The sequence below is a fragment of the Salinicola peritrichatus genome (assembly GCF_003206715.1).
GTDB classification, from domain to species: domain Bacteria; phylum Pseudomonadota; class Gammaproteobacteria; order Pseudomonadales; family Halomonadaceae; genus Salinicola; species Salinicola peritrichatus.
The window spans coordinates 1-22,759 of sequence record NZ_PZJU01000066.1; the positions used below are offsets into that span (position 1 = coordinate 1).

At 62.9% G+C, this 22,759-nt stretch carries 20 protein-coding genes; 5 read left to right on the forward strand and 15 right to left on the reverse strand.

Annotation, left to right across the window (positions count from 1 at the left end; all coding sequences use genetic code 11):
* Positions 1-26 precede the first annotated feature (26 nt).
* The 8 genes from DOM57_RS19410 to hemE form a co-directional block, all read right to left on the reverse strand.
* Positions 27-422, reverse strand: a complete 396-nt coding sequence (locus tag DOM57_RS19410; RefSeq protein ID WP_239496332.1) for a RidA family protein — start codon at positions 420-422, stop codon at positions 27-29.
* 1 nt (position 423) lies between these two features.
* A complete protein-coding gene (locus tag DOM57_RS19415) occupies positions 424-1,152 on the reverse strand; it encodes an amino acid ABC transporter ATP-binding protein (protein ID WP_110650847.1) in 729 nt (242 codons plus the stop codon).
* A 113-nt stretch (positions 1,153-1,265) separates the two neighbouring features.
* Positions 1,266-2,384: an amino acid ABC transporter permease gene (locus DOM57_RS19420; protein ID WP_204353046.1), complete on the reverse strand. Its 1,119-nt coding sequence runs from the start codon at positions 2,382-2,384 to the stop codon at positions 1,266-1,268.
* Between the two features lies 1 nt (position 2,385).
* Positions 2,386-3,576 carry an amino acid ABC transporter permease gene (locus DOM57_RS19425; RefSeq protein ID WP_110650849.1) on the reverse strand — a complete coding sequence of 397 codons (1,191 nt, stop codon included), beginning with the start codon at positions 3,574-3,576 and terminating at the stop codon, positions 2,386-2,388.
* Positions 3,577-3,659: 83 nt separating this feature from the next.
* Positions 3,660-4,688 carry an amino acid ABC transporter substrate-binding protein gene (locus DOM57_RS19430; protein ID WP_110650851.1) on the reverse strand — a complete coding sequence of 343 codons (1,029 nt, stop codon included), beginning with the start codon at positions 4,686-4,688 and terminating at the stop codon, positions 3,660-3,662.
* 267 nt (positions 4,689-4,955) lie between these two features.
* The gene (locus tag DOM57_RS19435) at positions 4,956-5,318 is read right to left on the reverse strand and encodes a VanZ family protein (protein ID WP_110650853.1); all 363 of its coding nucleotides are present in this window, start codon (positions 5,316-5,318) and stop codon (positions 4,956-4,958) included.
* Positions 5,315-5,797: a thiol-disulfide oxidoreductase DCC family protein gene (locus tag DOM57_RS19440; RefSeq protein WP_162619606.1), complete on the reverse strand. Its 483-nt coding sequence runs from the start codon at positions 5,795-5,797 to the stop codon at positions 5,315-5,317. The genes DOM57_RS19435 and DOM57_RS19440 overlap by 4 nt, the downstream gene beginning before the upstream one ends.
* Positions 5,769-6,830, reverse strand: coding sequence for a uroporphyrinogen decarboxylase (gene hemE, locus DOM57_RS19445; protein WP_110650857.1), 1,062 nt, complete (start codon positions 6,828-6,830; stop codon positions 5,769-5,771). The genes DOM57_RS19440 and hemE overlap by 29 nt, the downstream gene beginning before the upstream one ends.
* Before the next feature lie 213 nt (positions 6,831-7,043).
* Here hemE and ribA point away from each other — a divergent pair, with 213 nt between their 5' ends.
* Together ribA and trhA are read left to right on the forward strand one after the other, a co-directional pair.
* Positions 7,044-7,679 (forward strand): GTP cyclohydrolase II, encoded by a 636-nt coding sequence (ribA, locus tag DOM57_RS19450; RefSeq protein WP_110650859.1) that lies wholly within the window; start codon positions 7,044-7,046, stop codon positions 7,677-7,679.
* A gap of 237 nt (positions 7,680-7,916) precedes the next feature.
* Positions 7,917-8,585 (forward strand): PAQR family membrane homeostasis protein TrhA, encoded by a 669-nt coding sequence (gene trhA, locus DOM57_RS19455; protein WP_110650861.1) that lies wholly within the window; start codon positions 7,917-7,919, stop codon positions 8,583-8,585.
* A gap of 33 nt (positions 8,586-8,618) precedes the next feature.
* On the opposite strand, the gene soxR is transcribed toward trhA, so the two are convergent.
* Positions 8,619-9,113: a redox-sensitive transcriptional activator SoxR gene (gene soxR / locus DOM57_RS19460; protein ID WP_275425992.1), complete on the reverse strand. Its 495-nt coding sequence runs from the start codon at positions 9,111-9,113 to the stop codon at positions 8,619-8,621.
* A 79-nt stretch (positions 9,114-9,192) separates the two neighbouring features.
* Between soxR and DOM57_RS19465 the strand changes: the two genes are divergently transcribed.
* From DOM57_RS19465 to ppsA, 3 genes are all read left to right on the forward strand, one after another.
* Positions 9,193-9,780, forward strand: a complete 588-nt coding sequence (locus DOM57_RS19465; protein WP_110650865.1) for an NADPH-dependent FMN reductase — start codon at positions 9,193-9,195, stop codon at positions 9,778-9,780.
* A gap of 26 nt (positions 9,781-9,806) precedes the next feature.
* Entirely contained in the window at positions 9,807-11,687 is a 1,881-nt protein-coding gene (locus DOM57_RS19470; protein ID WP_110650867.1) for an ABC transporter ATP-binding protein, read from the forward strand.
* A 333-nt stretch (positions 11,688-12,020) separates the two neighbouring features.
* Positions 12,021-14,435: a phosphoenolpyruvate synthase gene (ppsA, locus tag DOM57_RS19475; RefSeq protein ID WP_110650869.1), complete on the forward strand. Its 2,415-nt coding sequence runs from the start codon at positions 12,021-12,023 to the stop codon at positions 14,433-14,435.
* Between the two features lie 56 nt (positions 14,436-14,491).
* Here ppsA and DOM57_RS19480 read toward each other — a convergent pair whose 3' ends face one another.
* From DOM57_RS19480 to DOM57_RS19505, 6 genes are all read right to left on the reverse strand, one after another.
* On the reverse strand, positions 14,492-14,728 hold the full coding sequence (locus tag DOM57_RS19480; RefSeq protein ID WP_110650871.1) for a DMT family transporter: 237 nt from the start codon (positions 14,726-14,728) through the stop codon (positions 14,492-14,494).
* Between the two features lie 45 nt (positions 14,729-14,773).
* Positions 14,774-15,463, reverse strand: a complete 690-nt coding sequence (locus tag DOM57_RS19485; protein ID WP_110650873.1) for a hypothetical protein — start codon at positions 15,461-15,463, stop codon at positions 14,774-14,776.
* Positions 15,460-16,536, reverse strand: a complete 1,077-nt coding sequence (locus DOM57_RS19490) for an isopenicillin N synthase family dioxygenase (protein WP_110650874.1) — start codon at positions 16,534-16,536, stop codon at positions 15,460-15,462. The genes DOM57_RS19485 and DOM57_RS19490 overlap by 4 nt, the downstream gene beginning before the upstream one ends.
* Positions 16,537-16,554: 18 nt before the next feature.
* Positions 16,555-18,372, reverse strand: a complete 1,818-nt coding sequence (atzF, locus tag DOM57_RS19495; RefSeq protein ID WP_110650876.1) for an allophanate hydrolase — start codon at positions 18,370-18,372, stop codon at positions 16,555-16,557.
* The gene (gene uca / locus DOM57_RS19500; RefSeq protein WP_110650878.1) at positions 18,369-21,986 is read right to left on the reverse strand and encodes an urea carboxylase; all 3,618 of its coding nucleotides are present in this window, start codon (positions 21,984-21,986) and stop codon (positions 18,369-18,371) included. The genes atzF and uca overlap by 4 nt, the downstream gene beginning before the upstream one ends.
* A 103-nt stretch (positions 21,987-22,089) precedes the next feature.
* On the reverse strand, positions 22,090-22,758 hold the full coding sequence (locus DOM57_RS19505) for an urea amidolyase associated protein UAAP2 (RefSeq protein ID WP_110650880.1): 669 nt from the start codon (positions 22,756-22,758) through the stop codon (positions 22,090-22,092).
* Between the last annotated feature and the right edge of the window lies 1 nt (position 22,759).

Here is a 22,759-nt window from a genome sequence, read left to right on the forward strand (position 1 = left end):
CTGAATAGTTACGAATCGCGATCGTTTCAGCGCTTGTCCGGCGGAATCCAGGCGATCATGTCGACCTCGACATCGGCGCCGCCAGCCAGACCGGTGACGCCGATACAGGTCCGTGTCGGCAGTGGCGCCTTGAAGTAGCTGGCGTAGATGCCATTGACCTCGTCGAAGTGTCCCATGTTGGTGATGAAAACCCGGCTCTGGACGACATGATCGAAGCTGCTGCCGACGGCATCGAGCACGATCGCCAGGTTCTGCATCACCCGGTGGGTCTGCTCGGTGAACGTGCCCAGCAGCATCTCGTTGGTTTCCGGCACGGTTGGCATCTGCCCGGTGATGAAGACCAGCTCACCTACCTTGCAGGCATGGGAGAAGGGAGCGATCGGTTGTGGTGCGCCGTCGACGAAGAGCTTCTCGATTCCCATCTCAATGCCCCAGGATCTGGCTGAGGAACAGCTGGGTGCGCTCCGAACGCGGATTGTTGAAGAATTCCGTCGGCGGCGCTTCCTCGATGATCTGGCCCTGGTCCATGAAGATCACCCGGTCGGCGACGGTCTTGGCAAACCCCATCTCGTGGGTGACGCAGAGCATGGTCATGCCTTCATGCGCCAGTTCGATCATGACATCGAGCACTTCCTTGATCATCTCGGGATCGAGCGCCGACGTCGGCTCGTCGAACAGCATCACCTCCGGGCGCATGCAGAGCGCTCGCGCGATGGCGACACGCTGCTGCTGACCGCCGGATAGCTGGCCAGGATACTTTTTCGCCTGGTTGGCGATCTGCACCCGCTCGAGATATTCCATGGCGGTCTTCTCGGCTTCGGCGCGCGGCTTCTTCTGGACCCAGATCTGCGACAGGCAGCAGTTCTCCAGCACCGTGAGATGCGGGAACAGGTTGAAGTGCTGGAAGACCATGCCGACATTGCGGCGAATCTGTTCGATCCGCTTGACGTCGTTGTTCATGGGGATGCCGTTGACCGTAATCATCCCCTGCTGGTGCTCTTCCAGGTGATTGATACAGCGGATCATCGTCGACTTGCCGGAGCCGGAAGGTCCGCAGATGACGATGCGCTCCCCTCTGGTCACGGTCAGGTTGATGTCCCGCAGTACGTGAAAGTCCCCGTACCACTTGTTGAGATGGTCGATCTCGACCATCGCTCCTGTGTTGCCTGCGGTTGGCCGGCTCGCGGTTGCTTCGCTCATGGCAGTGCTTTCCTGATGACAATCTTGTTATGCGAAGACTCGCCCCACGAACGCAGGGCGAGCGTTCACTGCTTGTGCCCGGTATTCAAGCGACGTTCGATATACTGGCTGTAGCGCGACATGCTGAAACAGAAGATCCAGTAGACTAGCGCCGCGAAGACGTACCCTTCGGTGGAGAATCCTAGCCAGTTGGTATCGGTCAGGCCGGCGCGAATGATCGCCAGCATGTCGAGCAGGCCGATGATCAGTACCAGGGAAGTGTCCTTGAACAGCGAGATGAAGGTGTTGACGATGCCGGGAATGACCAGCTTGAGCGCTTGCGGCAGGATGATCAGCCCCATTCGCTGCCAGTAGCTCAGCCCCAATGCCTGCCCGGCCTCGTTCTGCCCCTTGCCGATCGCCTGTAGGCCACTGCGAATGACCTCGGCCATGTAGGCGCTCCAGAACAGCATGATGCCGACCAGCGCTCGCAGCAACTTGTCGAACTCGATGTTACCCGGCATGAACAACGGCAGCATGACCGACGCCATGAACAGCACCGTGATCAGCGGCACACCGCGCCAGAACTCGATGAAGATGACGCAGATCGATTTCACGAAAGGCATCTTCGAGCGTCGACCCAGCGCCAGCAGAATGCCGATGGGCAGCGATCCGACGATCCCTACGACGGCGATCGTCAGCGTCAGCATCAGGCCGCCCCAGGCGCGGGTAGGCACATAAGCGAGGCCGAAGTGACCGCCGAGCAGCAGAATGTAGGCAAGGATCGGGAACCCGATCAGCGCAAACAGTACGACCCACTTCTTCTGCGGCAGGCGAGGAACCGCCAGCCAGGCAATCAAAACCGCCAGCACGGCGAAGACGATATCGACACGCCAGCGTGCCGCCTCCGGATAGAAGCCATAGATGATGGAGTCGAAACGCGAGGCAATGAACACCCAGCAGGCGCCATCTCCGGTACAGGCGTCCCGGCTCGAACCGAGGAAGTTGGCATCGATCACCGTCCATTCCAGGAATGGCCAGATCAGGCGTGCGATCAACAGGATCACGACGACCGAGACCACGCTGTTGATCGGACCACTGAACAAATTGGCTCGCAGCCAGCCGGCAACCCCTCGGCTCTGGTTCGGGGCCTCGCGCGCTTCGATCATTTCCGTGCGGAAGGTAGAGTTGGTAGGGGTCGTCATCTCAACGCTCCTTCAGCAGCGTGCGCGCGTTGTAGAGATTCATCAAAAACGACACCGTCAAACTAATGATCAGATAGACCGCCATGGTCATGGCGATGATCTCGATCGCCTGTCCGGTCTGGTTGAGCGTGGTACCGGCGAAGACGGCAACCAGATCCGGATAGCCGATGGCGGTCGCCAGCGAAGAGTTCTTGATCAGATTGAGATATTGGCTGGTCATCTGCGGCACGATCACCCGCATCGCCTGAGGAAGAACGATCTTGCGCAGGGTGATGGCACCCGGCAAGCTCAACGAACGGGCGGCTTCGGTCTGTCCCTGCGGTACCGACAGGATGCCGGAGCGCACGATCTCGGCGATGAATGCCGCGGTGTAGATCGACAACGCCAGCCATAGCGCCACCAATTCCGGCAGAACATTGATACCCCCGCGGAAATTGAATCCGGTCAGTTCCGGCACGGACCACTCCAGCGGCGAGCCGGTGGCCAGGAACACGATCAGCGGCAAACCAATGATGATGGCAGCGCCAATCCAATAGACCGGCAGCGCTTTACCCGTTGCCATCTGACGCCGCTTGGCGAAGATACCAAACACTATCGTGATCACGACCGCGATCAGCAGTGCCCAGGGAGTAGCAGCAAAACCCGCCATCGGCTGGGGGTCGGGAACGACCAGGCCACGGACATTAACGAAGAACGCATCGAATAGCGACAGGCTCTGTCGCGGCGATGGTAATGACCGCAATACCGCAAAGTACCAGAAAAGGATTTGTACCAGCAGCGGGATGTTGCGGAAGATCTCGACATAGATGGTCGCCAGTCTCGCCAACAGCCAGTTGGGCGACAGGCGTGCGATTCCCACCAGAAATCCAATGATGGTCGCCGCGATAATGCCGAGGATGGAAACCAGTAGGGTATTGAGCAACCCGATAACGAAAGTTCGGCCATAGGTACTGCTGTTGGTGTACTCGATCAGGGTTTGCGAGATCGAGAAACCGGCGCGCTCGTTCATGAACCCAAAGCCGGTATGGATGCCCCGGGCATCGAGATTCAACAGCGTGTTGTGAACCAGGAAACCGATGAATGCCGCCAGCGCGATGAACATCACGGCCTGAATGACCAGCGCACGAATGGTGGGATTACGCCACAGAGGACCTTGTCCCCGTCGCGGTAGAGAAGTCGATGGACGAAGCATGGGTAATCTTGTCTCTACTCGAGCATTGAGAGGCACCGTGCCCCAACCTACCAGGGACACGGTGTCGAGAGGACGGTCTGCGCTTAACGCACCGGCGGCGCGTACTGAATGCCGCCATCGGTCCACAGCGCGTTGATGCCACGCTCGAGCCCCAGCGGAGAGCCGGAACCGACGGTTTCCTGGAAGACTTCGTCGTAGTTGCCGACCATCTTGATGATGTTATAGGCCCAGTCGTTGCTGATACCCATCTGTTCGCCGAAATTGCCGTCCTTGCCCAGCAGACGAGCAACGTCGGGATTCGGCGGGTTGTCGCGCATCTGGTCGACGTTCTCGCTGGTGACACCGAGTTCTTCGGCATCGAACATGGCGAACAGCGACCACTTGACGATGTTGAACCATTGATCGTCGCCCTGGCGCACGACCGGGCCCAGTGGCTCCTTGGAAATCCGCTCCGGCAGGATCACGGCGCCTTCCGGATCGGCCAGTTGCAGGCGCAGTGCGGCCAGTTGGGAGGAGTCGGAGGTCAGCACGTCGCAGCGGCCGCTGTCGAATGCCTGGGCGGACTGGTCGGAAGTATCGAGAGAGACCTGCTGGAACTCCATGTCATTGGCATGGAAGTAGTCGGCCAGGTTCAGTTCGGTGGTGGTACCGGACTGCACGCAAACGGCGGCCCCATCGAGTTCGGTAGCGCTCTTGACTCCCAGATCCTTACGTACCAGGAAACCTTGACCATCATAGAAGGTGACGCCAGTGAAGTTCAGACCCAGTGAGTTGTCGCGGGTCGCCGTCCAGGTAGTGTTGCGCGACAGCACGTCGATCTCGCCGGATTGCAGCGCCGTGAAGCGCTCGACCGCGGTCAACGGAGTGAAATTGACGGCATCCGGGTCGCCGAGAACTGCGGCGCTCACCGCACGGCAAACCTCGACATCGATTCCCTGCCAGGTGCCGTTGTCATCGGGCGCCGAGAAACCAGCCAGGCCGGTACTCACGCCACAATTGAATTCGCCGGCGTTCTTGACGTCATCCAAGGTGGCGGCCTGGACGTTAGAAGCTGCTGCCAGTGCCAGCAGTGCTGCGGGCAGAGCCAGCAGGCTCTTGTTCTTATAGCGCATGGTGGATTCAACTCCCTCGCATTGTCATTTTAAGTGCATGCCGAAACATGCCCGAATGAAATTAGCAAAGTTCGTTCCACTTTCGCGCCATCTCGCCTAAAACCTTGTTTCAACGCTAGCCTAGGGAGGTCGTCTCCCTGGCAAGCGAAGGCCGGGAAGTCGACAGGCAATCGGTGCCTGCAACATTTTGTTTCAAAAGAGTGCCTGGATTTCGCTGCCGCACCAAAAAGACGCATCAGTTCCAAAAGGTAGCGTCGAATGGATCGGTCAACGGGCCGTGTGATTTCGTGACGAACGCCACCAATGGCTCATTCTAGCGAGTACCCAAGCGCTGCACGCGCCCAGCGAATTGGCCAGAATATCCTGCCAATCGCCACCGTCTCGCCCCGGCGCGGCGAGCTGAAGATATTCGATGAGGATGCTGAAGCCGATGGCGACCAGCAATGCCGTCAGCCAGTGCCGACCGCTCAGCCGTAACCAAAACGCCAGGCCGGCGTAGGCGACGAAGTGATTGAACTTGTCCCACGGAAGCTGCTGCGGTATCGCCGACGTCGGCGCCAGGCTGCCCCAGGCCACCGCCATGGCCCAGGCCAGCGCCACCAGCGCGAAGCCTTTCTGCCAAGCGGTCATCGGTCCTCCTCGGCCAGCGATGGCGGCAGCCCGCAGCGCCGGCAAAACTCGGGAGTCAGCCTGTCCAGCCAGCGTTCATCACCTTCGAGACGCCCGGCGCCCAGAAACGACAGTCGGTGACGGCGATCGCCAATGAACCGATAGCCGTTTTCGCGCCACGCTCGAGGCACCCGGCGTAATGCCTCCAGATGCTGCCAGGGCGCTTTCAAACGCGTCGCGAGACGCCAGGCCGCATCGCTATTGCGGCTGAGTTTGCCATTGGCGATGTACCAGATACTGTCGGTACTGGCGAAATCGATCTGAAAATGCTTCCCAAGCCGACGGGATATGGCGCTCTCGAGCCCGACGATACGCAGCCGGCTGTCGCTGCGCTCGTGCTTCAACAGCCAACGCACCGAGCGACGACAGAACGGGCAGTCGGAGTCGAATAGCAATAGCCCATCGCCGCTTTCACCGGTGGTAAGCGGGGCTGAGGTCATGCAGTGCCTCCAGGAAGGCGGTGACGTGATCCGGGTCGGTGAACTGGCTGATGCCGTGCCCAAGATTGAACACATGCCCATTGCCGGGCCCGAAACTCTCGAGCAGACGCACCACTTCAGTGCAGATCTTCGCCGGCGGAGCGAACAGGACATTGGGATCGAGATTGCCCTGAATCGCGACCCGTTCGCCAACGCGCCGACGGGCATCGCCAAGTTCGGTGGTCCAGTCGAGGCCTACTGCATCGCAGCCGCTCGCGGCGATCGACTCGAGCCACTGACCACCGTTCTTGGTGAACAGGATCACCGGCACGCGGCGTCCTTCGTGTTCACGGATCAGGCCGCCGATGATGCGCTGCATGTAGGCCAGCGAGAACTCGTTGTAAGCAGGCGTCGACAGCGCGCCGCCCCAGGTATCGAAGATCTGGACGACCTGCGCCCCCGCACGAATCTGGGCGTTGAGATAGTCGGTGACCGCCGTCGCCAGAATGCCCAGCAGGGTATGCAGGGTCTGCGGCTCGCCATAGAGCATCGCCTTGATGTGGCGGAAATCCTTGCTAGAGCCGCCCTCGACCATGTAGGTCGCCAGCGTCCACGGACTGCCGGAGAAACCGATCAGCGGCACCCGACCGCTCAACTCGCGGCGGATCGTGCGCACGGCATTCATCACGTAATCGAGATCGCGCTCGGCATCGGGGGCGCTGAGTGCCGAGACATCGGCGGCGTTTCTCACCGGCTTGCGGAATTTCGGTCCTTCGCCGGTTTCGAAATAGAGCCCGAGCCCCATGGCATCGGGAATGGTCAGAATGTCGGAGAACAGGATCGCCGCGTCCAGCGGGTAGCGCTCCAGCGGCTGCAATGTGACCTCGCAGGCCAGTTCGGCGTTGCGACACAGGTCCATGAAGCTGCCGGCCTGGGCACGGGTGGCTCGGTACTCCGGCAGATAACGCCCCGCCTGGCGCATCATCCAGACCGGCGTGCGGTCAACCGGTTGGCGAGCCAGCGCCCGCAGCAGACGATCGTTGTGAAGTGTCATGACAGCCTTCGAAGTCGAGGTTTGCCCGCATTGTAACGGATCGGCCGAACATGCAGTAAAACCGCCGGGTTTCAAAATTGAAGTCGGCTATCGGCGCGATTTGCGGCATTGTGATGGATCGGTCGGCAAGCCTGATATAATGCCGCCCCTCAATCGTTGCTCCCGGCTTCCGATAGAGGCCGGCAGAAGGGTTCTCCACACCGCGAGGTCACCGTGTCCATTCGTTTCATCGCCGCATCGCAGCTGCCCACGCCCTGGGCGACATTCACGCTGCACGGTTTCGAAGAGGCGTCCACCGGCAAGGAGCACGTGGTGCTCACGCTCGGCGACGTCACCACGCCGGAGCCGGTGCTGGCCCGTGTCCACTCCGAATGCCTGACCGGAGATGCGCTGTTCTCGATGCGCTGCGATTGCGGCTATCAGTTGCAGGCGGCACTCAAGCGGATCGCCGACGAGGGGCGCGGCGCGCTGCTTTATCTGCGCCAGGAAGGCCGCGGCATCGGTCTGCTCAACAAGATCCGCGCCTACGCCCTGCAGGATGAAGGCGCCGACACGGTGGAAGCCAACGAGCGGCTCGGCTTCGGTGCCGATCAGCGCCGTTACGATATCTGCGTGCCGATGCTCGAGCATCTGGGTATCCAGTCGCTGCGGCTGATGACCAATAATCCGCGCAAGGTGGAGGCATTGAGCCGCGACGGCGTGCACATTCGCGAGCGCCTGCCGATCACCACCGGCCGCAACCCCTTCAACGAGCATTACCTGACCACCAAGGTCGGCAAGCTCGGCCACATGATGGCGCTCGATGATTTCACACCCGCCAGCGACGTGGATATCGAACGCGGCTTATAATCAGCACGCCCGAAGCCGCGCGAAAAGCTTTCGAGTGGACGACACGCCGGGGCCGGTCCGGGCACGGCATTCACCTCGGTGTCATCATGAACTTGCAAACTGAACCACGCTACCCGGGTTCGGTCCAAACCGACATCTTTCCAGATCCAATCCTGCCGCCAATACCGCAGAGGGGTTTCGAAGGCCATGTCCGACACCTCGCATCGTTTCGCTGAGCACGAAGAACCGGCTCGCCCTATGTCTTTCCCAGTCGACGACGACCCCGAATTCTCGCGGCTCGAGGAGTGGCTGCATAGCATCAGTCACGGCATCGGCGCCGCGCTGAGCCTCGTCGGCATGATCGTGCTGATCGTGCTGGCCAGCATCGCCGCCCACGTCGACCCCTGGAAAATCGTCAGCGTTTCGCTCTACGGCACCTGCCTGTTGCTGCTCTACACCGCCTCGACGCTCTATCACGGTTTCCGCAGTCAGCGCCTGAAGCGGGTTTTCCAGGTGTTCGATCATTGTGCGATCTACCTGCTGATCGCAGGCACCTATACGCCCTTTCTGCTGGTCAATCTGCGCGGGCCGATGGGCTGGGCACTGTTCGGCATCGTGTGGGGGTTGGCCGTGGGCGGTATCGCACTACGCCTGATCTGGCCGCACCGCTTCAGCGTGCTGCGGGTATTCATCTACCTGATCATGGGCTGGCTGATCCTGATCGCCTCCGGCGACATGGCTGACCACCTGCCGCAAACCGGCATCGCTCTGCTGGTCGCCGGCGGGCTTACCTACACGGTAGGCGTGCTGTTCTACGCCTTGCGCGTGATTCCGTTTCACCATGCCATCTGGCACCTATTCGTGATCGGCGGCAGCGTGTGTCACTTTCTCGCCGTTTACATCGCGGTACTGCCGTTCGAGGCGTGAATCATTCGGGATCCGAATCATTCAAAGCCTGAATCACTCAAAACCTGAATCACTCAAAACCATAGCGGCCAACCGTCGTGCGCCTTTCCCCTCTCGGCCGAGAACGTCGTCGGGATTGCGCAACGGACACTGCCCGAGCGAGAGACAACCACAACCGATGCAGCCGTCCAACTGATCGCGTAGCTGGGTCAATTGCGCGATACGCGATTCCAGCGAAGCCCGCCACCGTTCGGAGAGCCGGCGCCAGTCCGCCGCCGTCGGCGTGCGCGATTCGGGCAGCGCGGCCAGGGCACTGGCGATCTCGGCCAACGGCATGCCGGTACGCTGCGCGATCTTGATCACTGCCACCCGCCGCAACACGTCGCGGGTATAGCGTCGCTGATTCCCCGCATTGCGCCCGCTGTGGATCAAGCCCTTGGTTTCGTAGAAGTGCAGCGTCGACACCGCCACCCCACTGCGGCGGGCGACCTCCCCCCACGCTGAGATCGCGCTTCTTGGCAGCCAGACTCTCTCGGGAAGCTTTTTCAACCATCTCTCCGTTGACCTCAAGTAAACTTGAGGAAATAGAGTGCCGGCTGAAGCCACGACATTGCAAGAGAGCCCCACCATGCCGGCCCCGTCTCCTCTCCGTTTGAGCCTGATTCTCGGTAGCGCACGTCACCCCCGGTTCGGCGACCGAGTCGCTGCTTGGGTCCAGCGCGAATGTCATCGCCTCGGTTTCGACGAGCTGGATCTGATCGACCCGGCCGAACTGCCGCTGTCGATCCACTATCAACCGCTGCCACATGATGAATGGCACGCTTTCGAGCGGCGCTTGGACGCCGCCGATGGCTTCATCGTCATGACACCGGAGTACAATCACGGCTACACTGCCGCTCTCAAGCAACTGATCGATACCGTGCATGGCCCCTGGCAAGCCAAGCCAGTCGGCTTCGTCAGCTATGGCGGCATCTCCGGCGGCCTGCGAGCCGTCGAGCAGTTGCGTCTGGTCTTTGCCGAGCTGCACGCCGTGACGCTACGCGACACGGTCAGCTTCTCCCACGCTCGCGATCGCTTTCTGGAGGATGGCACGCTCGTCGATCCGGAACGCGAGGCGCGCCGTCTGCAAACGCTACTGGCACGCTGGCGCTGGTGGGCACACGCCCTGCGTCAGGCGCGACGCTTGCAGCCCTACGGCACCATTCCACCGATCTGAAGCTTCTCTATCGAGCAAGGATTGCCATGTTCCGCTGGTTCGAAAATCGTCTCGACCCGTTTCCGCCACAGGAGCCGCAGCGCCCGCCTGACGGACTGGTCGCCTTCTGTCTTCACTACACCAAAGGTGCCTGGCCATATCTGCTGACGGCTACCGTGCTGATGGCGCTGATCGCCGGTATCGAAGTGTGGATGTTCGGTTTTCTTGGCAATATCGTCGACTGGCTATCCGCGCAGAATCGCGAGACCTTTCTCGCCGATCAAGGCTGGAAGCTCGTCGGCATGGCGTTCATCGTGCTGATCCTGTTGCCCGGCATGGTATGGCTGCACTCGCTGCTCCAGCAACAGACGTTGATGGCCAATTTCCCGATGCGCATTCGCTGGCTGGCACACCGCTATCTGCTGCGTCAGTCGATGCGCTTCTACCAGGACGAGTTCGCCGGGCGCATCGCCACCAAGGTGATGCAGACGTCCCTGGCCGTGCGCGAGTGCATCATCAAACTGTTCGAGGTGCTGAACTATGTCAGCGTCTACTTCCTCGGCACGTTGATCCTGGTCGGCAGCGCGGACTGGCGGCTGGCGGTCCCGCTGGTGGTGTGGCTGGCCGGTTATATCGTGCTGTTGCGTATCTTCGTACCGATCATGGGCCGCGTCTCCAAAACCCAGGCCGACGCCCGCTCGCGCATGACCGGGCGCATCGTCGACAGCTACAGCAACATCCAGACGGTCAAGCTGTTCTCCCATGCTCAGCGCGAGGCCGCTTTCGCCAAGGAAGGCATGGCCGGTTTTCTGATTACCGTGCACCGCCAGATGCGGCTGGTCACCTGCCTTTACGGCCTGCTCTACTTGCTCAACGCGTTGCTGCTGTTCAGCGTCGGCTGGTTGTCGATCCAGCTCTGGCTGGGCGAAGCCGTGAGTGTCGGCGCAGTGGCCGTGGCGCTGGGACTGGTAATGCGGCTATGGGGCATGTCACAGTGGATCATGTGGGAAGTCTCGGGTCTGTTCGAGAACATCGGCACGGTGCAGGATGGCATGGCGACGCTGTCGCTGCCGCGCGACATCGATGACCGCCCCGAAGCCAAACCGCTGGCGATCGACCGCGGCGAAATCGTGTTCGACCGTATCCGCTTCCACTACGGCAAGGGCAGCGGTGTCATCGACGATCTCTCGCTGACCATTCGCCCGGGCGAGAAGATCGGCCTGATCGGACCTTCCGGCGCGGGCAAGTCGACCCTGGTCAACCTGTTGTTGCGCTTCTACGACCTGGAGGGCGGCGCGATCCGCATCGATGGCCAGAACATCGCCGAGGTCACCCAGGAGAGCCTGCGCGCGAGCATCGGCATGGTCACCCAGGATACCTCGCTGCTGCATCGCTCGGTGCGCGACAATCTGCTCTACGGCCGCCCCGATGCCAGCGACGACATGGCGTGGCGCGCGGCCCGCGAGGCCCATGTGGCGGATTTCATCGAATCGCTACGCGACATCCAAGGGCGCAAAGGCTTCGACGCCCATGTCGGCGAACGTGGGGTCAAGCTCTCCGGCGGCCAGCGCCAGCGTCTGGCGATCGCCCGGGTGATGCTCAAGGACGCGCCGATCCTGATTCTGGACGAAGCGACCTCGGCGCTCGATTCCGATGTCGAAGCCGCGATCCAGGAAAATCTCGACCGGCTGATGGAAGGCAAGACGGTCATCGCCATCGCCCATCGGCTCTCCACCATCGCCGCCATGGATCGGCTGGTGGTCATGGAACATGGCCGCATTGTGGAACAGGGCAGCCATGCCGAATTGATCCGGCGCGACGGGCTCTATGCGCGGCTGTGGCGGCGCCAGTCCGGCGGATTTCTGGAGGCAGAGGAAGAAGCGGTTCAAACGGTCGTCTCGACCCACGAGTCGTCCATCGATACCTAGTGTGGTGTCTCGCAACAAAATCCGTTCGACATTTCTTCGCGTTACTGACAAGACACCATACCAACTCATCGAGAGTCCTACTACTGGCACATCCGACGTGCAGCGCTCCAGAAGTCCGCATCGGAAATGACGCTGAAAGTCCCTTCGACCGCCTCGTGACGTATTACGAAGCGGCACGCTACACCCTTCGTCCAATGCGGTCGAGTGTCGCATGACCTTGCCGGCCCTCGCTTGCGGCGGGAATATGATTCTCGTACTCCACACCCCCAATTTCAGTCGTACTCCGGTCGCCATGCGCCGTCATACGGCGCCAGAATCGTCAGGAGGGATGCAATGGCCTCGTTCCAGTATCTACGCTTCTTCGAAGAACTCGGCATCGACGACGTGCCGCTGGTCGGCGGCAAGAACGCCTCGCTGGGCGAGATGTATCGCAAGCTCTCCGACGAGGGCGTGCGCATCCCCAATGGTTTCGCGGTGACCGCCGAGGCCTATCGCGCCATGCTCGACCAGGCGGATGCCTGGCCGGCCCTGCACGACGCGCTGGATGACCTCGACCCCGACGATGTCGCCGATCTCGTCCGACGCGGCAAGCGGGCGCGCGAGATCGTCTACGGCGCGGGGCTGCCCGACGATCTCGCCGCCGAGATCATCGCCGGCTATCACCGCCTGCAACAGGAGTATGGCGACGAGGTGAGCCTCGCCGTGCGCAGTTCGGCCACCGCCGAGGACCTGCCCAATGCCAGTTTCGCCGGCCAGCAGGACACCTATCTCAACGTACACGGTGAGCAGAGCCTGCTCGAGGCCTGCCGGCGCAACTTCGCCAGCCTGTTCACCGACCGCGCCATTCACTATCGCATCGACCAGGGCTTCGACCACTTCAAGGTCGCGCTGTCGATCGGGGTGATGAAGATGGTGCGCTCGGACCTCGCCGCCTCGGGAGTGATGTTCTCGCTGGATACCGAATCGGGCTTTCGCGATGCGGTGTTCGTCACCGGCGCCTATGGATTAGGCGAGAACGTCGTCCAGGGCGCCGTCGATCCCGACGAGTTCTACGTTCACAAGCCGACCTTCGCAGGGGGCCATCATTGCGTGCTGCGCCGCAGCCTGGGCGACAAGGCGGTGAAGATGATCTACGTCGAGGGTGACGCCAAGCACTACACGCGCAACGTGCCGACGCCGAAGGCCGACCGCAAGCGTTTCTGCATCGACGACGCCGACGTGCTGGAACTGGCCGATTACGCGATCAAGATCGAACGCCACTACGGCCACCCCATGGACATGGAGTGGGCCAAGGACGGCCTGAGCGGCGAGCTCTACATCGTCCAGGCGCGTCCCGAAACGGTGGCCTCGCAGCGTCGTCCCACCACGCTCGAACACTACATTCTCGACCAGCGCGGCGAGACTCTGGCCACCGGTCGCGCGGTGGGCGAGAAGATCGCCACCGGCCGCGCCCACGTGATCCAGGACGTGGCCCACCTCCCCGAATTCAAGCCCGGCGAAGTGCTCGTCGCCGATACCACCACCCCCGACTGGGAGCCGGTGATGAAGACCGCGGCGGCGATCGTCACCAACCGCGGTGGACGCACCTGCCATGCGGCGATCATCGCTCGCGAACTCGGCATCCCCGCGGTGGTCGGCTGCGGCGAAAGCACCCAGACGGTGGCCGACGGAGAGACGGTGACCGTGAGCTGCGCCGAAGGCGACAGCGGTCGCGTCTACCGTGGCGCGCTGAATTTCCGGGTCGAGACCACTGAACTCGGCGAGATCGCCCGCCCCGCCACAGAGATCATGATCAATCTCGGCAACCCCGAACTGGCCTTCTCCACCTCGTTTCTGCCCAACGATGGCGTCGGCCTGGCACGCATGGAATTCATCATCAGCGAGTACATCAAGGCGCATCCCCTCGCCCTGCTGCATCCGGACAGGATCGACGATACCGCGACACGTGCCCGGGTCGAGGCGCTGATCGGCACTCACGCCAACGGCGGCGAGTTCTTCGTCGAACGGCTCTCCGAAGGCATCGGCACCATCGCCGCCGCCTTCTGGCCCAAACCGGTGGTGGTACGGCTGTCGGACTTCAAGAGCAATGAATACGCCAGCCTGCTCGGCGGCGCCGACTTCGAGCCCCACGAGGCCAACCCGATGCTCGGCTTCCGTGGTGCCTCGCGCTACGCCCATCCGGCCTACGCCGAGGGCTTCGCCCTGGAGTGCCAGGCAATGCGGCGCGTGCGCGACGACATGGGACTGACCAACGTGGTCCTGATGCTACCGTTCGTGCGTCGTCTCGACGAGGCCGACAAGGTACTGGCCGAAATGGCCAGGTATGGGCTCGAACGCGGCGTCAATTCGCTGAAGATCTACGCCATGTGCGAGATTCCCAACAACGTCATTCTCATCGATCGTTTCGCCGAGCGCTTCGATGGTTTCTCGATCGGCTCCAACGACCTCACCCAGTTGACGCTGGGCGTTGACCGCGACAGCGAGATCGTCGCCTTCGACTACGACGAGCGCGACGAGGGGGTCAAGGAGATGATCCGCCTGGCCGTCGAGGGCTGTCGGCGCAACGGCATGCACTCCGGGCTGTGCGGACAGGCGCCGTCGGACTACCCCGAAATGGCCGCGTTCCTGGTCGAGCTCGGCATCGAGTCGATGAGCCTCAATCCGGATAGCGTGATCGCCACTACACGCCACGTGCTCGAACTCGAGCAGCACCTGGGACGGCCACCGCGCACGGCAACGCCTGCGTGAGCCGCCACGCCATCTGCCGGTGCCTCACGCTGCCCTCTTCAAGCCCACTGTCGGATTCACGCCGACAGTTTCAGCCCCGCCACGGCGACGATGATCATGCCGACGAAGGCGAGCCGCAGTGGCCGTCGCGACTCGCCCCATCGCCACATGCCCAGGAGCGTGCTGCCGAGCGTACCGATACCGGTGAAGATCGCGTAGGCCACGCCCATGTCGATCGAGCGCATGGAGATCGAAACCGGCAACGCCGACAGACAGCTCGATTCGAGCAGAGAAGGACAAGAGAACCCGAGCATACTCGCCTCCTGGCCGGTCGAGGCGTGCCGTAAATAGTACCTGGCTTACCTACTATTACCGGTTGTCTGAATCTCGAACCCCTCTCGCCAGGGGTGGGTCGACAGCATGATTTTCCAGCCGCTGCCGTTGCATCGGGCATAGCTGATTTCCATCCCGGCGCGCAGGCGCAGGGTCTCACTATCCAGTGTTTGCGGTGCAGCGAGCAGATCGTGGGTCTGCGGCAAAGCAAGGCGAGGCACGATTGACATGGCGTGATCACCCCATTGCAGCCAGCGCGGCAGGCCGTCCGGGCCGAGACATGTCCGCTCTGCGCCGCCGGCATCCGCTTGGCGCACCCACAGCTCGCGATAGCGCCCTTGGGGATGACGTTCCTCCAGCGTATCTTCGTCAAGAAACGCCATTTCGCCGACGTCTTTCCCCAGTCCCGGATGCTGATCGAGCAAACGATGCCAGGTACAGAAGCGGCCCTCGACCCGGGTGATGCCGGCAAAGGCGGTCTGGCCGGCCAGCCATACGAGCCGATCCCGGTCGCAGTCGTCCAGCGACGTGACGTCGGCGAAATCGGGGCGATCCGCCGGCACGCGCATGTCGGCGTGCCAGCATGCCGCCTGCAGCCAGATCACTCGGGTCGTGCGGTCCTCTATGTAATCGCCATGTTCACCCTCGCCAGTGTAGAGCGTGCGTTGCCATACCCCGTGATAACGGGATGGCACGCCGTCTTGTGGTGTGTTCATGCCCGTTCCGTTCCCTTGTGTCGCGCATGCTGACCCAGTGTGGCGGTATCTCTCGCCCCTTCGGGTAATTGGATCTCACCACTGGCCAGACACTTCTGCAGATAAGCGAAGGTGTGAATGGTCTGGGCGTAGAGATGATCCCCGGCCTTGAGCGGCTCGTAACGCGCGTGTCCGTCACGCTCGACCAGTTGCGGCAGCGGTGTCACCGTGGTGGCGTAATCGCAGGCGAAGAACAGCGGGAACGAATAGCGCTCCTCCTTCACCTTGCGTACCCGGTGCGAGGTGGCCACGAACTCGCCGTTGGTCCAGATCTCCAGCATGTCGCCGATGTTGATCACCAGGGCATCGTCGCGGTAGGGCACGTCGATCCACTCGCTCTGGCCGTTCATCACTTCCAGCCCCGGAGCGGTGGGCAGCAGCAGGGTGAAGCACTCGTAATCGGTGTGCGCGCCGATGCCCTGGACATCCTCGGCCTCGGGATCGAACGGATAGTGGATCAGGCGCAACTGGCTGGGTGGCTTGGTCACGTCCTTGAGGAAGTGCTCTTCGGGCAACCCCAGCGCGAGGGCGAAACCTCGCATCAGGGCGAGGCCCACCTCGTAAGTCACCTGGTAGTAGGCATAGACCTGCTCGCGGAAGCCGGGCAACTCGGGCCAGACGTTGGGTCCCAGCATGGGGATGCCGGCGACTACGTCCGGGTCATCGGCGGGCAGCTCGAAGGCCAGATCGAAGGCTTCCTTGAGGTCACGCTTGCCCTTTTCGGGCATCTCCTCGCCTTCGGGCACGTAGCCGCGATGGCGGGTAGTGCCGTTGCCCGCGGACAGCCCGATATAGTGGCGCATCTTGGTCTCCATCGGCTGGGCGAAGAATCGCCTGGCCTGGTCCAGAAGGGCTTGGCGCAGATCTTCGTCGATGCCGTGGCCGACGATATGGAAGAAACCCACGTTGCGTGCCGCGTCGCCGAGCTGTACGGCGACGGCCTGGCGTTCGTCTTCATTGGGACTGAAGAGCCCGCCGATATCGATCACCGGCAGTGACTGGAAATGACTGAGTTGCTGCTTTGCATGGCTCATGGCTGTCTCCTGGTTCGATCACTGCTGGCTGGCGATCCAGCCTCTCCAACCGCCGAAATGGGTCACATCCTCGGCCGGGCCACCCGCCTCCAGGGCGCCCGCAGTGCAGATGAAGCCGCATTGCCACTCGCCGTTTTCCAGCTCGACTTGTCCTAGTCCCAGTGGGGCGGGAATGCCGGCCAGGAAGCTGCCGATGGTGTCGATGGGCAGACGCCACACTTCCACCTCGATGGCCGCGCCGTTGGCGTCGTCTCGCACCATCGCCGGGCGCGCCGGCGGGCCGCCGGCCAGGGCATAGAGGCGGTAGTTCGGGCTGCTGCGGGTGCTGGCGACACGCACGCCGCCGCGGCTGGTGAGCTGGTGGTTGAGCGGCAGCCCGGCAAGGTGCGCGCCGCATACCACCAGTTCCAGCGTGCCGTCCTTTGCCGGGGGCAGTGCCGGCAGCTGGGGGCGGGCGATGCTGGTGGCGCCCAGCGGCAGAACGAGCCGGCGCTCCAGTGCCCGGCCGAGACTCAACAGCGACAGATCATCAAAAGCGGGGCCGAACAGGGTGACGCCGAACGGCAGGCCGGCATCGGTGAAGCCGGTGGGCACGGCCAGGGCACTGTAGTCGAGCAGGTTCATGAAGTTGGTCCAGGTTCCCACTCGCGAGTTGACGGCAATGGGCTCTGCAGCCACCTCGGCCTTGGTGGGATGTTCCACCGTGGTCGGGGCCAGCATCACGTCGACCTGAGCAAGCAGAGCATCGGCCTGGCGCTTGAGTTCGGCCAGCTTGTAGCGGGCGTCGAAAGCATCTACCGCCTTGGGTGCGCCGCCGCCTTCGATGACCTGACGGGTGGCCGGATGCAGGGTATCGGGCTGGCTTTCGATCAGTTCGCGCACGGCGTGGTAGCGCTCGGCGACCCACGGGCCTTCGTAGAGCAGGCGCGCCGCGGCCAACAGTGGCGTGCAATCGAGTTCGAACCTGACGCCGCCCAGTGCCTCGAGTTGGGCAATAGCCTGGCGCATGCCAACGCTGTAGGCCGCGTCGGTATGCCACTGCGACTCGGGCGGCACGCCGAAGCGAAAGCGCTTCAGCATCTCGCCATAGGCTTGGCCGGCCACGGCGAAATCGTGACGCCGCGACCAGGCGCACTCCGGATCGTACTGGCCGGCGACGTCGAGCACGGCGGCGGCATCGTCGGCGCTCAAGGTGAAGAGGCTGATGGTATCCAGAGTGGCACAGGCCGGTACCACGCCCGCCGTACTCAGCAGGCCCAGCGTGGGCTTGACGCCGAACAGGTTGTTGAAGCACGCCGGCACGCGTCCGGAGCCGGCAGTGTCGGTACCCAGCGCGAAGCTGACCTGGCCCTGGGCGGTGGTCACCGCCGAGCCGCTGCTGGAGCCGCCGGGAATGCGCTCGGCATCGAAGGCATTGCCGGGCACGCCATAGATGTCCAGCGCACGTTCGCCGACCAGCCCGGTAGCGAACTGGTCGAGATTGGTCTTGCCCATGGGGATGGCCCCGGCCTCGATCAGCTGGCGCACGACGAAGGCGGACTCATTGGGCGTATAGGCATAGACGGGACTGCCCGCCGTAGTCGGCACGTTCGCGAGATCGATATTGTCTTTGATCGCGAACGGAATGCCGTACAATGGAAGGCTCTGCGGATCGATGGCGTCGAGACGAGCGAGATAGGGCTCGAGCTGCTCGCGTGAGAGCCGGGTGATCCAGGCGGGATCAAAGCCGCGTGCTGCGGCATCGGCCAGCAGATCAGCGATCAGCCCGCGTGGGGTCAGCTCATTGGCGCGATAGCGCGCCAGCAGAGAAGTCATGGTCATATCGATGGCGCTCATACGGACGTCTCCAGATTCGAGGTCTGTTCGAGAATCACGATCGGCTGGCCGGGGGCGACGGCGGCACCTTCGGTTATCGGCAGGCGGGCCACGCGACCGGTTGCGTGAGTGGTGATCTCGACTTCCATCTTCATCGACTCGACCAGTGCCACGACCTGACCGGCCTCGACGCTGTCGCCCTCGGCGACCGTCAGCTTCCACAGGCTGCCGGTCACCGGGCTATCGATACCCAACTCATCGCTACCCAGTTCCGTGGCCTCGGCGACTTCGGGGATCCGGTCCTCGAAGGTGAACTGGCCATTGGCCCGCCAGTCGGCCATCTCCTGCTGGAAGGCGGCCTCGCGACGCTCACGGAATTCGGCGATCTGTTCAACGTGAGCGGCGATATCGTCCTGATAATCGGCAAGCTTGAAGCGCGTAACCTCGATCTCGAGCGGGTATCGCCCATGGGGAAAGTCACGACGGATTCGCATCAGCTCGTCATGGCTGACCTCGAAGAAGCGCAACTGATCGAAGAAGCGCAGCAGCCAGGGGTTGTCGAAGTATTCGGTCTGGCGATAGCGGTTCCACATCTGCAGGGTGCGGCCGACGAACTGATAGCCACCAGGGCCTTCCATGCCGTAGACGCACAGGTAGGCGCCGCCGATGCCCACCGAATTCTCGGCGGTCCAGGTGCGCGCCGGGTTGTACTTGGTGGTGACCAGCCGCTGGGTGGGATCGAGCGGCGTGGCCACCGGCGCGCCGAGGTAGACGTCGCCCAGGCCCATCACCAGATAGCGGGCGTTGAAGACGATGTCGCGCACCTGCTCGATGGCGTCTAGGCCATTGATGCGACGGATGAACTCCAGGTTGCTCGGGCACCAGGGTGCATCCGGACGAACGCTGCGCTGGTACTTGTCGATGGCTTTCTGACAGGCCGGATCGTCCCAGGACAGCGGTAGGTGCAGGGTGCGCGCCTCGACTTCCAGCGACTCGACGTCGTGAAGCTCGCGCTCGGCGCGCTGCAGGTGGGCGAGCAGTTCGTCGACGATGAGTTCGTCGGGCTCGTAATGGATTTGCAGCGAGCGAATGCCCGGCGTCAGCTCGCGCAGGCCAGGCAGAGAGTTGTGCTGTAGCCACAGCATCCAGGCATGGGCGCGAAAGCGCAGCGCGATGTCGAGTTCCATGGCGCCGAACTCGACCAGCAGGAAGTCGTCGCCGGCGCGGCGGTAGACGATGCGCTCACCGGCGTCCTTTGCAGGCACGTCGCGCAGGATGGGGCTGCCGCGATTCTCTTCGACGGCCACGGCCGGCTGCTCATTCAGCGACGCGAGCAGGGCCTGCTGGCGAGCCTCCAGTTGCCGGGCAGTAGCCAGATCCACCGGCACGAAGTGGATACGGTCACCGGCCGTGAGCTGACCGAGCTTCCAGCGTTCGGCGCGCACCACCGTGGCCGGGCAGACGAAGCCGCCCAGCGAGGGGCCGTCGGGGCCGAGAATCACCGGCATGTCGCCGGTAAAATCGATGGTACCGAAGGCGTAGGCATTGTCATGGATGTTCGACGGATGCAGGCCGGCCTCGCCGCCGTCGGCGCGGGCCCACTCGGGTCGCGGACCAATCAGGCGCACGCCGGTGCGGCTCGAGTTGTAGTGCACCTCCCACTCGTGAGCGAAGAAGGTGTCGATATCGTCCTCGGTAAAGAAGTCCGCCGCGCCATGGGGACCATAAAGCACCGCGATCTGCCAGACATGGCCGTTCTCGCCACCAAGCTCGGGTCTGAGCGTCTCGGGCAGTGCGCGGGGTGTCGTGGCGTCGAGTTCGGGCAGCGAAAGCATGTCGCCGCTGCGTAGGGCGCGCCCACCGTGGCCGCCGAACTGACCGAGGGTGAAAGTGGCTCTGGAGCCGAGATAGCGCGGGCAGTCGATGCCGCCGCGTACCAGCAGGTAGGCGCGCGCTCCGGCACTGGCCTTGCCCAGCGTCAGTGTGGCGCCGGCGGGAATGTCCAGAACCTGCCAGAAAGCCACGGCCTTGCCGTCGAGTTCGGCGGGCAGTTGGCTGCCGGCGAGTACGATCTGGGTGGCGCGATGGAAACGCAGCGTGGGGCCGGTGAGCGTGATCTCGAGTCCGGCGGCATCGGCCGGATTGTCGAGAAGGCGGTTGCCAAGACGGAACGACCAATCGTCGAATGGACCGGAAGGTGGCACGCCGACGTCCCAGTGACCCTGGCGGCCGGGATGATCCTGGATGGTGGTTAGAGTGCCGGCACTGAGTACCTCGATGGCCGGCGGCGCCCAGACAAGATCGGCCAGCCAGCGGGTATGCATAATGGCATCGTGGAAGCGCGCATCGTGCAGCACATGCGACAGCCAGGTACGGTTGGTCTCGAAGCCATAGATGCTGGACTGCTCTAGCACTTCGGCCAGACGTTCGATGGCCATGTCGCGGTCGTCGGCGTGGACGATCACCTTGGCCAGCATGGGATCGAACAGCGCCGAGACTTCCAGTCCCGCTTCGATGGCGTGATCGACGCGCAGGCCGGGCGCTTCAGGGAAGGCTACCTCAGTGAGCAGGCCGGCGCTGGGGCGGAAACCGTGGCTGGGATCTTCGGCATAGAGACGCGCCTGGATGGCGTGGCCTTTCGGGGTGAGATTTTGGGCCAGTTCGTCGAGTTCGGGCAGCTCGCCAGCGCCGAGGCGGATCATCCACTCGACGATGTCCACGCCCCACACCTCCTCGGTGACCCCATGCTCCACCTGCAGGCGGGTATTGACCTCAAGGAAGTAGAAGGCTTCGCGCTCGGCATCGTAGATGAACTCCACGGTGCCGGCATTGCGGTAATCGACGGCTTCTCCCAAGCGCACGGCGGTGGCGTGCAACTCCTGACGCACGCGCTCGGGCAGATCGGGGGCAGGACACTCCTCGATCACCTTCTGGTGGCGGCGCTGGGTGGAACAGTCGCGCTCGCCGAGCGCCACGACCTTGCCTCGGCCATCTCCGAACAGTTGCACTTCCAGGTGACGGGCGCGGGCGATGTAGGCTTCGAGAAATACGCCGGCGTCTCCGAAGTTGCGCTCGCCGAGCCCGCGCACCGAGTCGAAGGCGCGCTGCAAAGCGGCTTCGTCGTCACACACCTGCATGCCGATACCGCCACCACCGGCGGTGGACTTGAGCATCACCGGATAGCCAATGCGCGCTGCCTCCCTGACGGCATCCTCGACGCTGTCGAGCAGGCCGGAACCCGGTACCAAGGGCACGCCGGCACGCTCGGCCAGGTCGCGCGCCTTGTGTTTCAAGCCAAAGTCGCGGATCTGTTCGGGCGTCGGGCCGAGGAATACCAATCCGGCCTCCTCGCAGGCCTGGATGAAGCGAGTGTTTTCGGAAAGGAAGCCATAGCCGGGATGCACCGCCTCGGCTCCGCTCTGTCGGGCGATGTTAACCAGCTTGTCGATATCAAGATAGGTGTCGGCGGCGCCACCGTCGCCGAGCGAGTAGGCGGCGTCTGCCTGGAAGACGTAGGGTGCATCGCGATCGGCTTCGGCGTAGACCACGACCGAACCGATGCCAAGCCGCTTCAGCGTACGCTGGACCCGTGCAGCGATCGCGCCGCGATTGGCGATCAAGACCTTGTTGAACATGAGCATCTGCTCGACCAGGGGCGGGTCGTCCCGCCTGCTTTAGATGTTCGCGAGGTCGTCCTCGCGTCACCTGGGCGTTATCAGAAAGCGCCAGGGGTGAAACTTAGTCCCAGACCAACACTTCCAGCGGCGTCGGGTTGAAGCCGCTGCAAGGGTTATTGAGCTGCGGACAGTTGGAGATCAGCACCACTACGTCCATGGCAGCTTCCATCTCCACGTACTTGCCCGGCCCGGACAGCCCGTCGGCAAACGACAGCCCCCCTTCCGGCGTCACCGGAACATTCATGAAGAAATTGATGTTGTGGGTGATGTCACGCTTGGTCAGGCCGAATTCCGGATAGTTGGCGATGGCCTGCATCCAGTTGTCCCGGCAGGAGTGCATGTGGCGCTTCTCGAGATCGTAGCGCACAGTGTTGCTCTCGCTGGCGCAGGCACCGCCCAAGGTATCGTGACGACCGCAGGTGTCGGCGGTGATCGTCAGCATCAGATTGCCGTCGCTGGAAAGCAGCCGGGAACCGGTACCCAAGTAGATCTGGCCCTGCTCGCGCACGGTATCCATGGCGCTGTAGCGTTCCGCCGTATCGTGGGCGTTGAAGAACAGCGTGTCCGCCGCCTCGTTGCCCTCGACATCGACCAGCCGCAGCGTCTGTCCAGCGCGGACGATGCCGATGTAGTGGTCTCCGGCCTCGACGAGGCGACGGAAAACCGCGTTTTCCACCCGCAAGGGGCTTTCCAGCAGTGGGCGGAGCAGCGCAGTCGTGGTAAGGCTCATG

Excerpts from the sequence above, each read along its gene's own strand:
- DOM57_RS19420 (WP_204353046.1), bottom strand. The coding sequence starts at position 2,384 with ATGACGACCCCTACCAACTCTACCTTCCGCACGGAAATGATCGAAGCG.
- uca (WP_110650878.1), bottom strand. The coding sequence starts at position 21,986 with ATGTTCAACAAGGTCTTGATCGCCAATCGCGGCGCGATCGCTGCACGG.
- hemE (WP_110650857.1), bottom strand. The coding sequence starts at position 6,830 with ATGACACTTCACAACGATCGTCTGCTGCGGGCGCTGGCTCGCCAACCG.
- DOM57_RS19430 (WP_110650851.1), bottom strand. The coding sequence starts at position 4,688 with ATGCGCTATAAGAACAAGAGCCTGCTGGCTCTGCCCGCAGCACTGCTG.
- DOM57_RS19435 (WP_110650853.1), bottom strand. The coding sequence starts at position 5,318 with ATGACCGCTTGGCAGAAAGGCTTCGCGCTGGTGGCGCTGGCCTGGGCC.
- DOM57_RS19480 (WP_110650871.1), bottom strand. The coding sequence starts at position 14,728 with ATGCTCGGGTTCTCTTGTCCTTCTCTGCTCGAATCGAGCTGTCTGTCG.
- DOM57_RS19465 (WP_110650865.1), top strand. The coding sequence starts at position 9,193 with ATGCCGGCCCCGTCTCCTCTCCGTTTGAGCCTGATTCTCGGTAGCGCA.
- atzF (WP_110650876.1), bottom strand. The coding sequence starts at position 18,372 with ATGAGCGCCATCGATATGACCATGACTTCTCTGCTGGCGCGCTATCGC.
- ppsA (WP_110650869.1), top strand. The coding sequence starts at position 12,021 with ATGGCCTCGTTCCAGTATCTACGCTTCTTCGAAGAACTCGGCATCGAC.
- DOM57_RS19470 (WP_110650867.1), top strand. The coding sequence starts at position 9,807 with ATGTTCCGCTGGTTCGAAAATCGTCTCGACCCGTTTCCGCCACAGGAG.
- DOM57_RS19490 (WP_110650874.1), bottom strand. The coding sequence starts at position 16,536 with ATGAGCCATGCAAAGCAGCAACTCAGTCATTTCCAGTCACTGCCGGTG.
- DOM57_RS19415 (WP_110650847.1), bottom strand. The coding sequence starts at position 1,152 with ATGGTCGAGATCGACCATCTCAACAAGTGGTACGGGGACTTTCACGTA.
- trhA (WP_110650861.1), top strand. The coding sequence starts at position 7,917 with ATGTCTTTCCCAGTCGACGACGACCCCGAATTCTCGCGGCTCGAGGAG.
- DOM57_RS19410 (WP_239496332.1), bottom strand. The coding sequence starts at position 422 with ATGGGAATCGAGAAGCTCTTCGTCGACGGCGCACCACAACCGATCGCT.
- DOM57_RS19485 (WP_110650873.1), bottom strand. The coding sequence starts at position 15,463 with ATGAACACACCACAAGACGGCGTGCCATCCCGTTATCACGGGGTATGG.
- DOM57_RS19425 (WP_110650849.1), bottom strand. The coding sequence starts at position 3,576 with ATGCTTCGTCCATCGACTTCTCTACCGCGACGGGGACAAGGTCCTCTG.
- DOM57_RS19505 (WP_110650880.1), bottom strand. The coding sequence starts at position 22,758 with ATGAGCCTTACCACGACTGCGCTGCTCCGCCCACTGCTGGAAAGCCCC.
- DOM57_RS19440 (WP_162619606.1), bottom strand. The coding sequence starts at position 5,797 with ATGACCTCAGCCCCGCTTACCACCGGTGAAAGCGGCGATGGGCTATTG.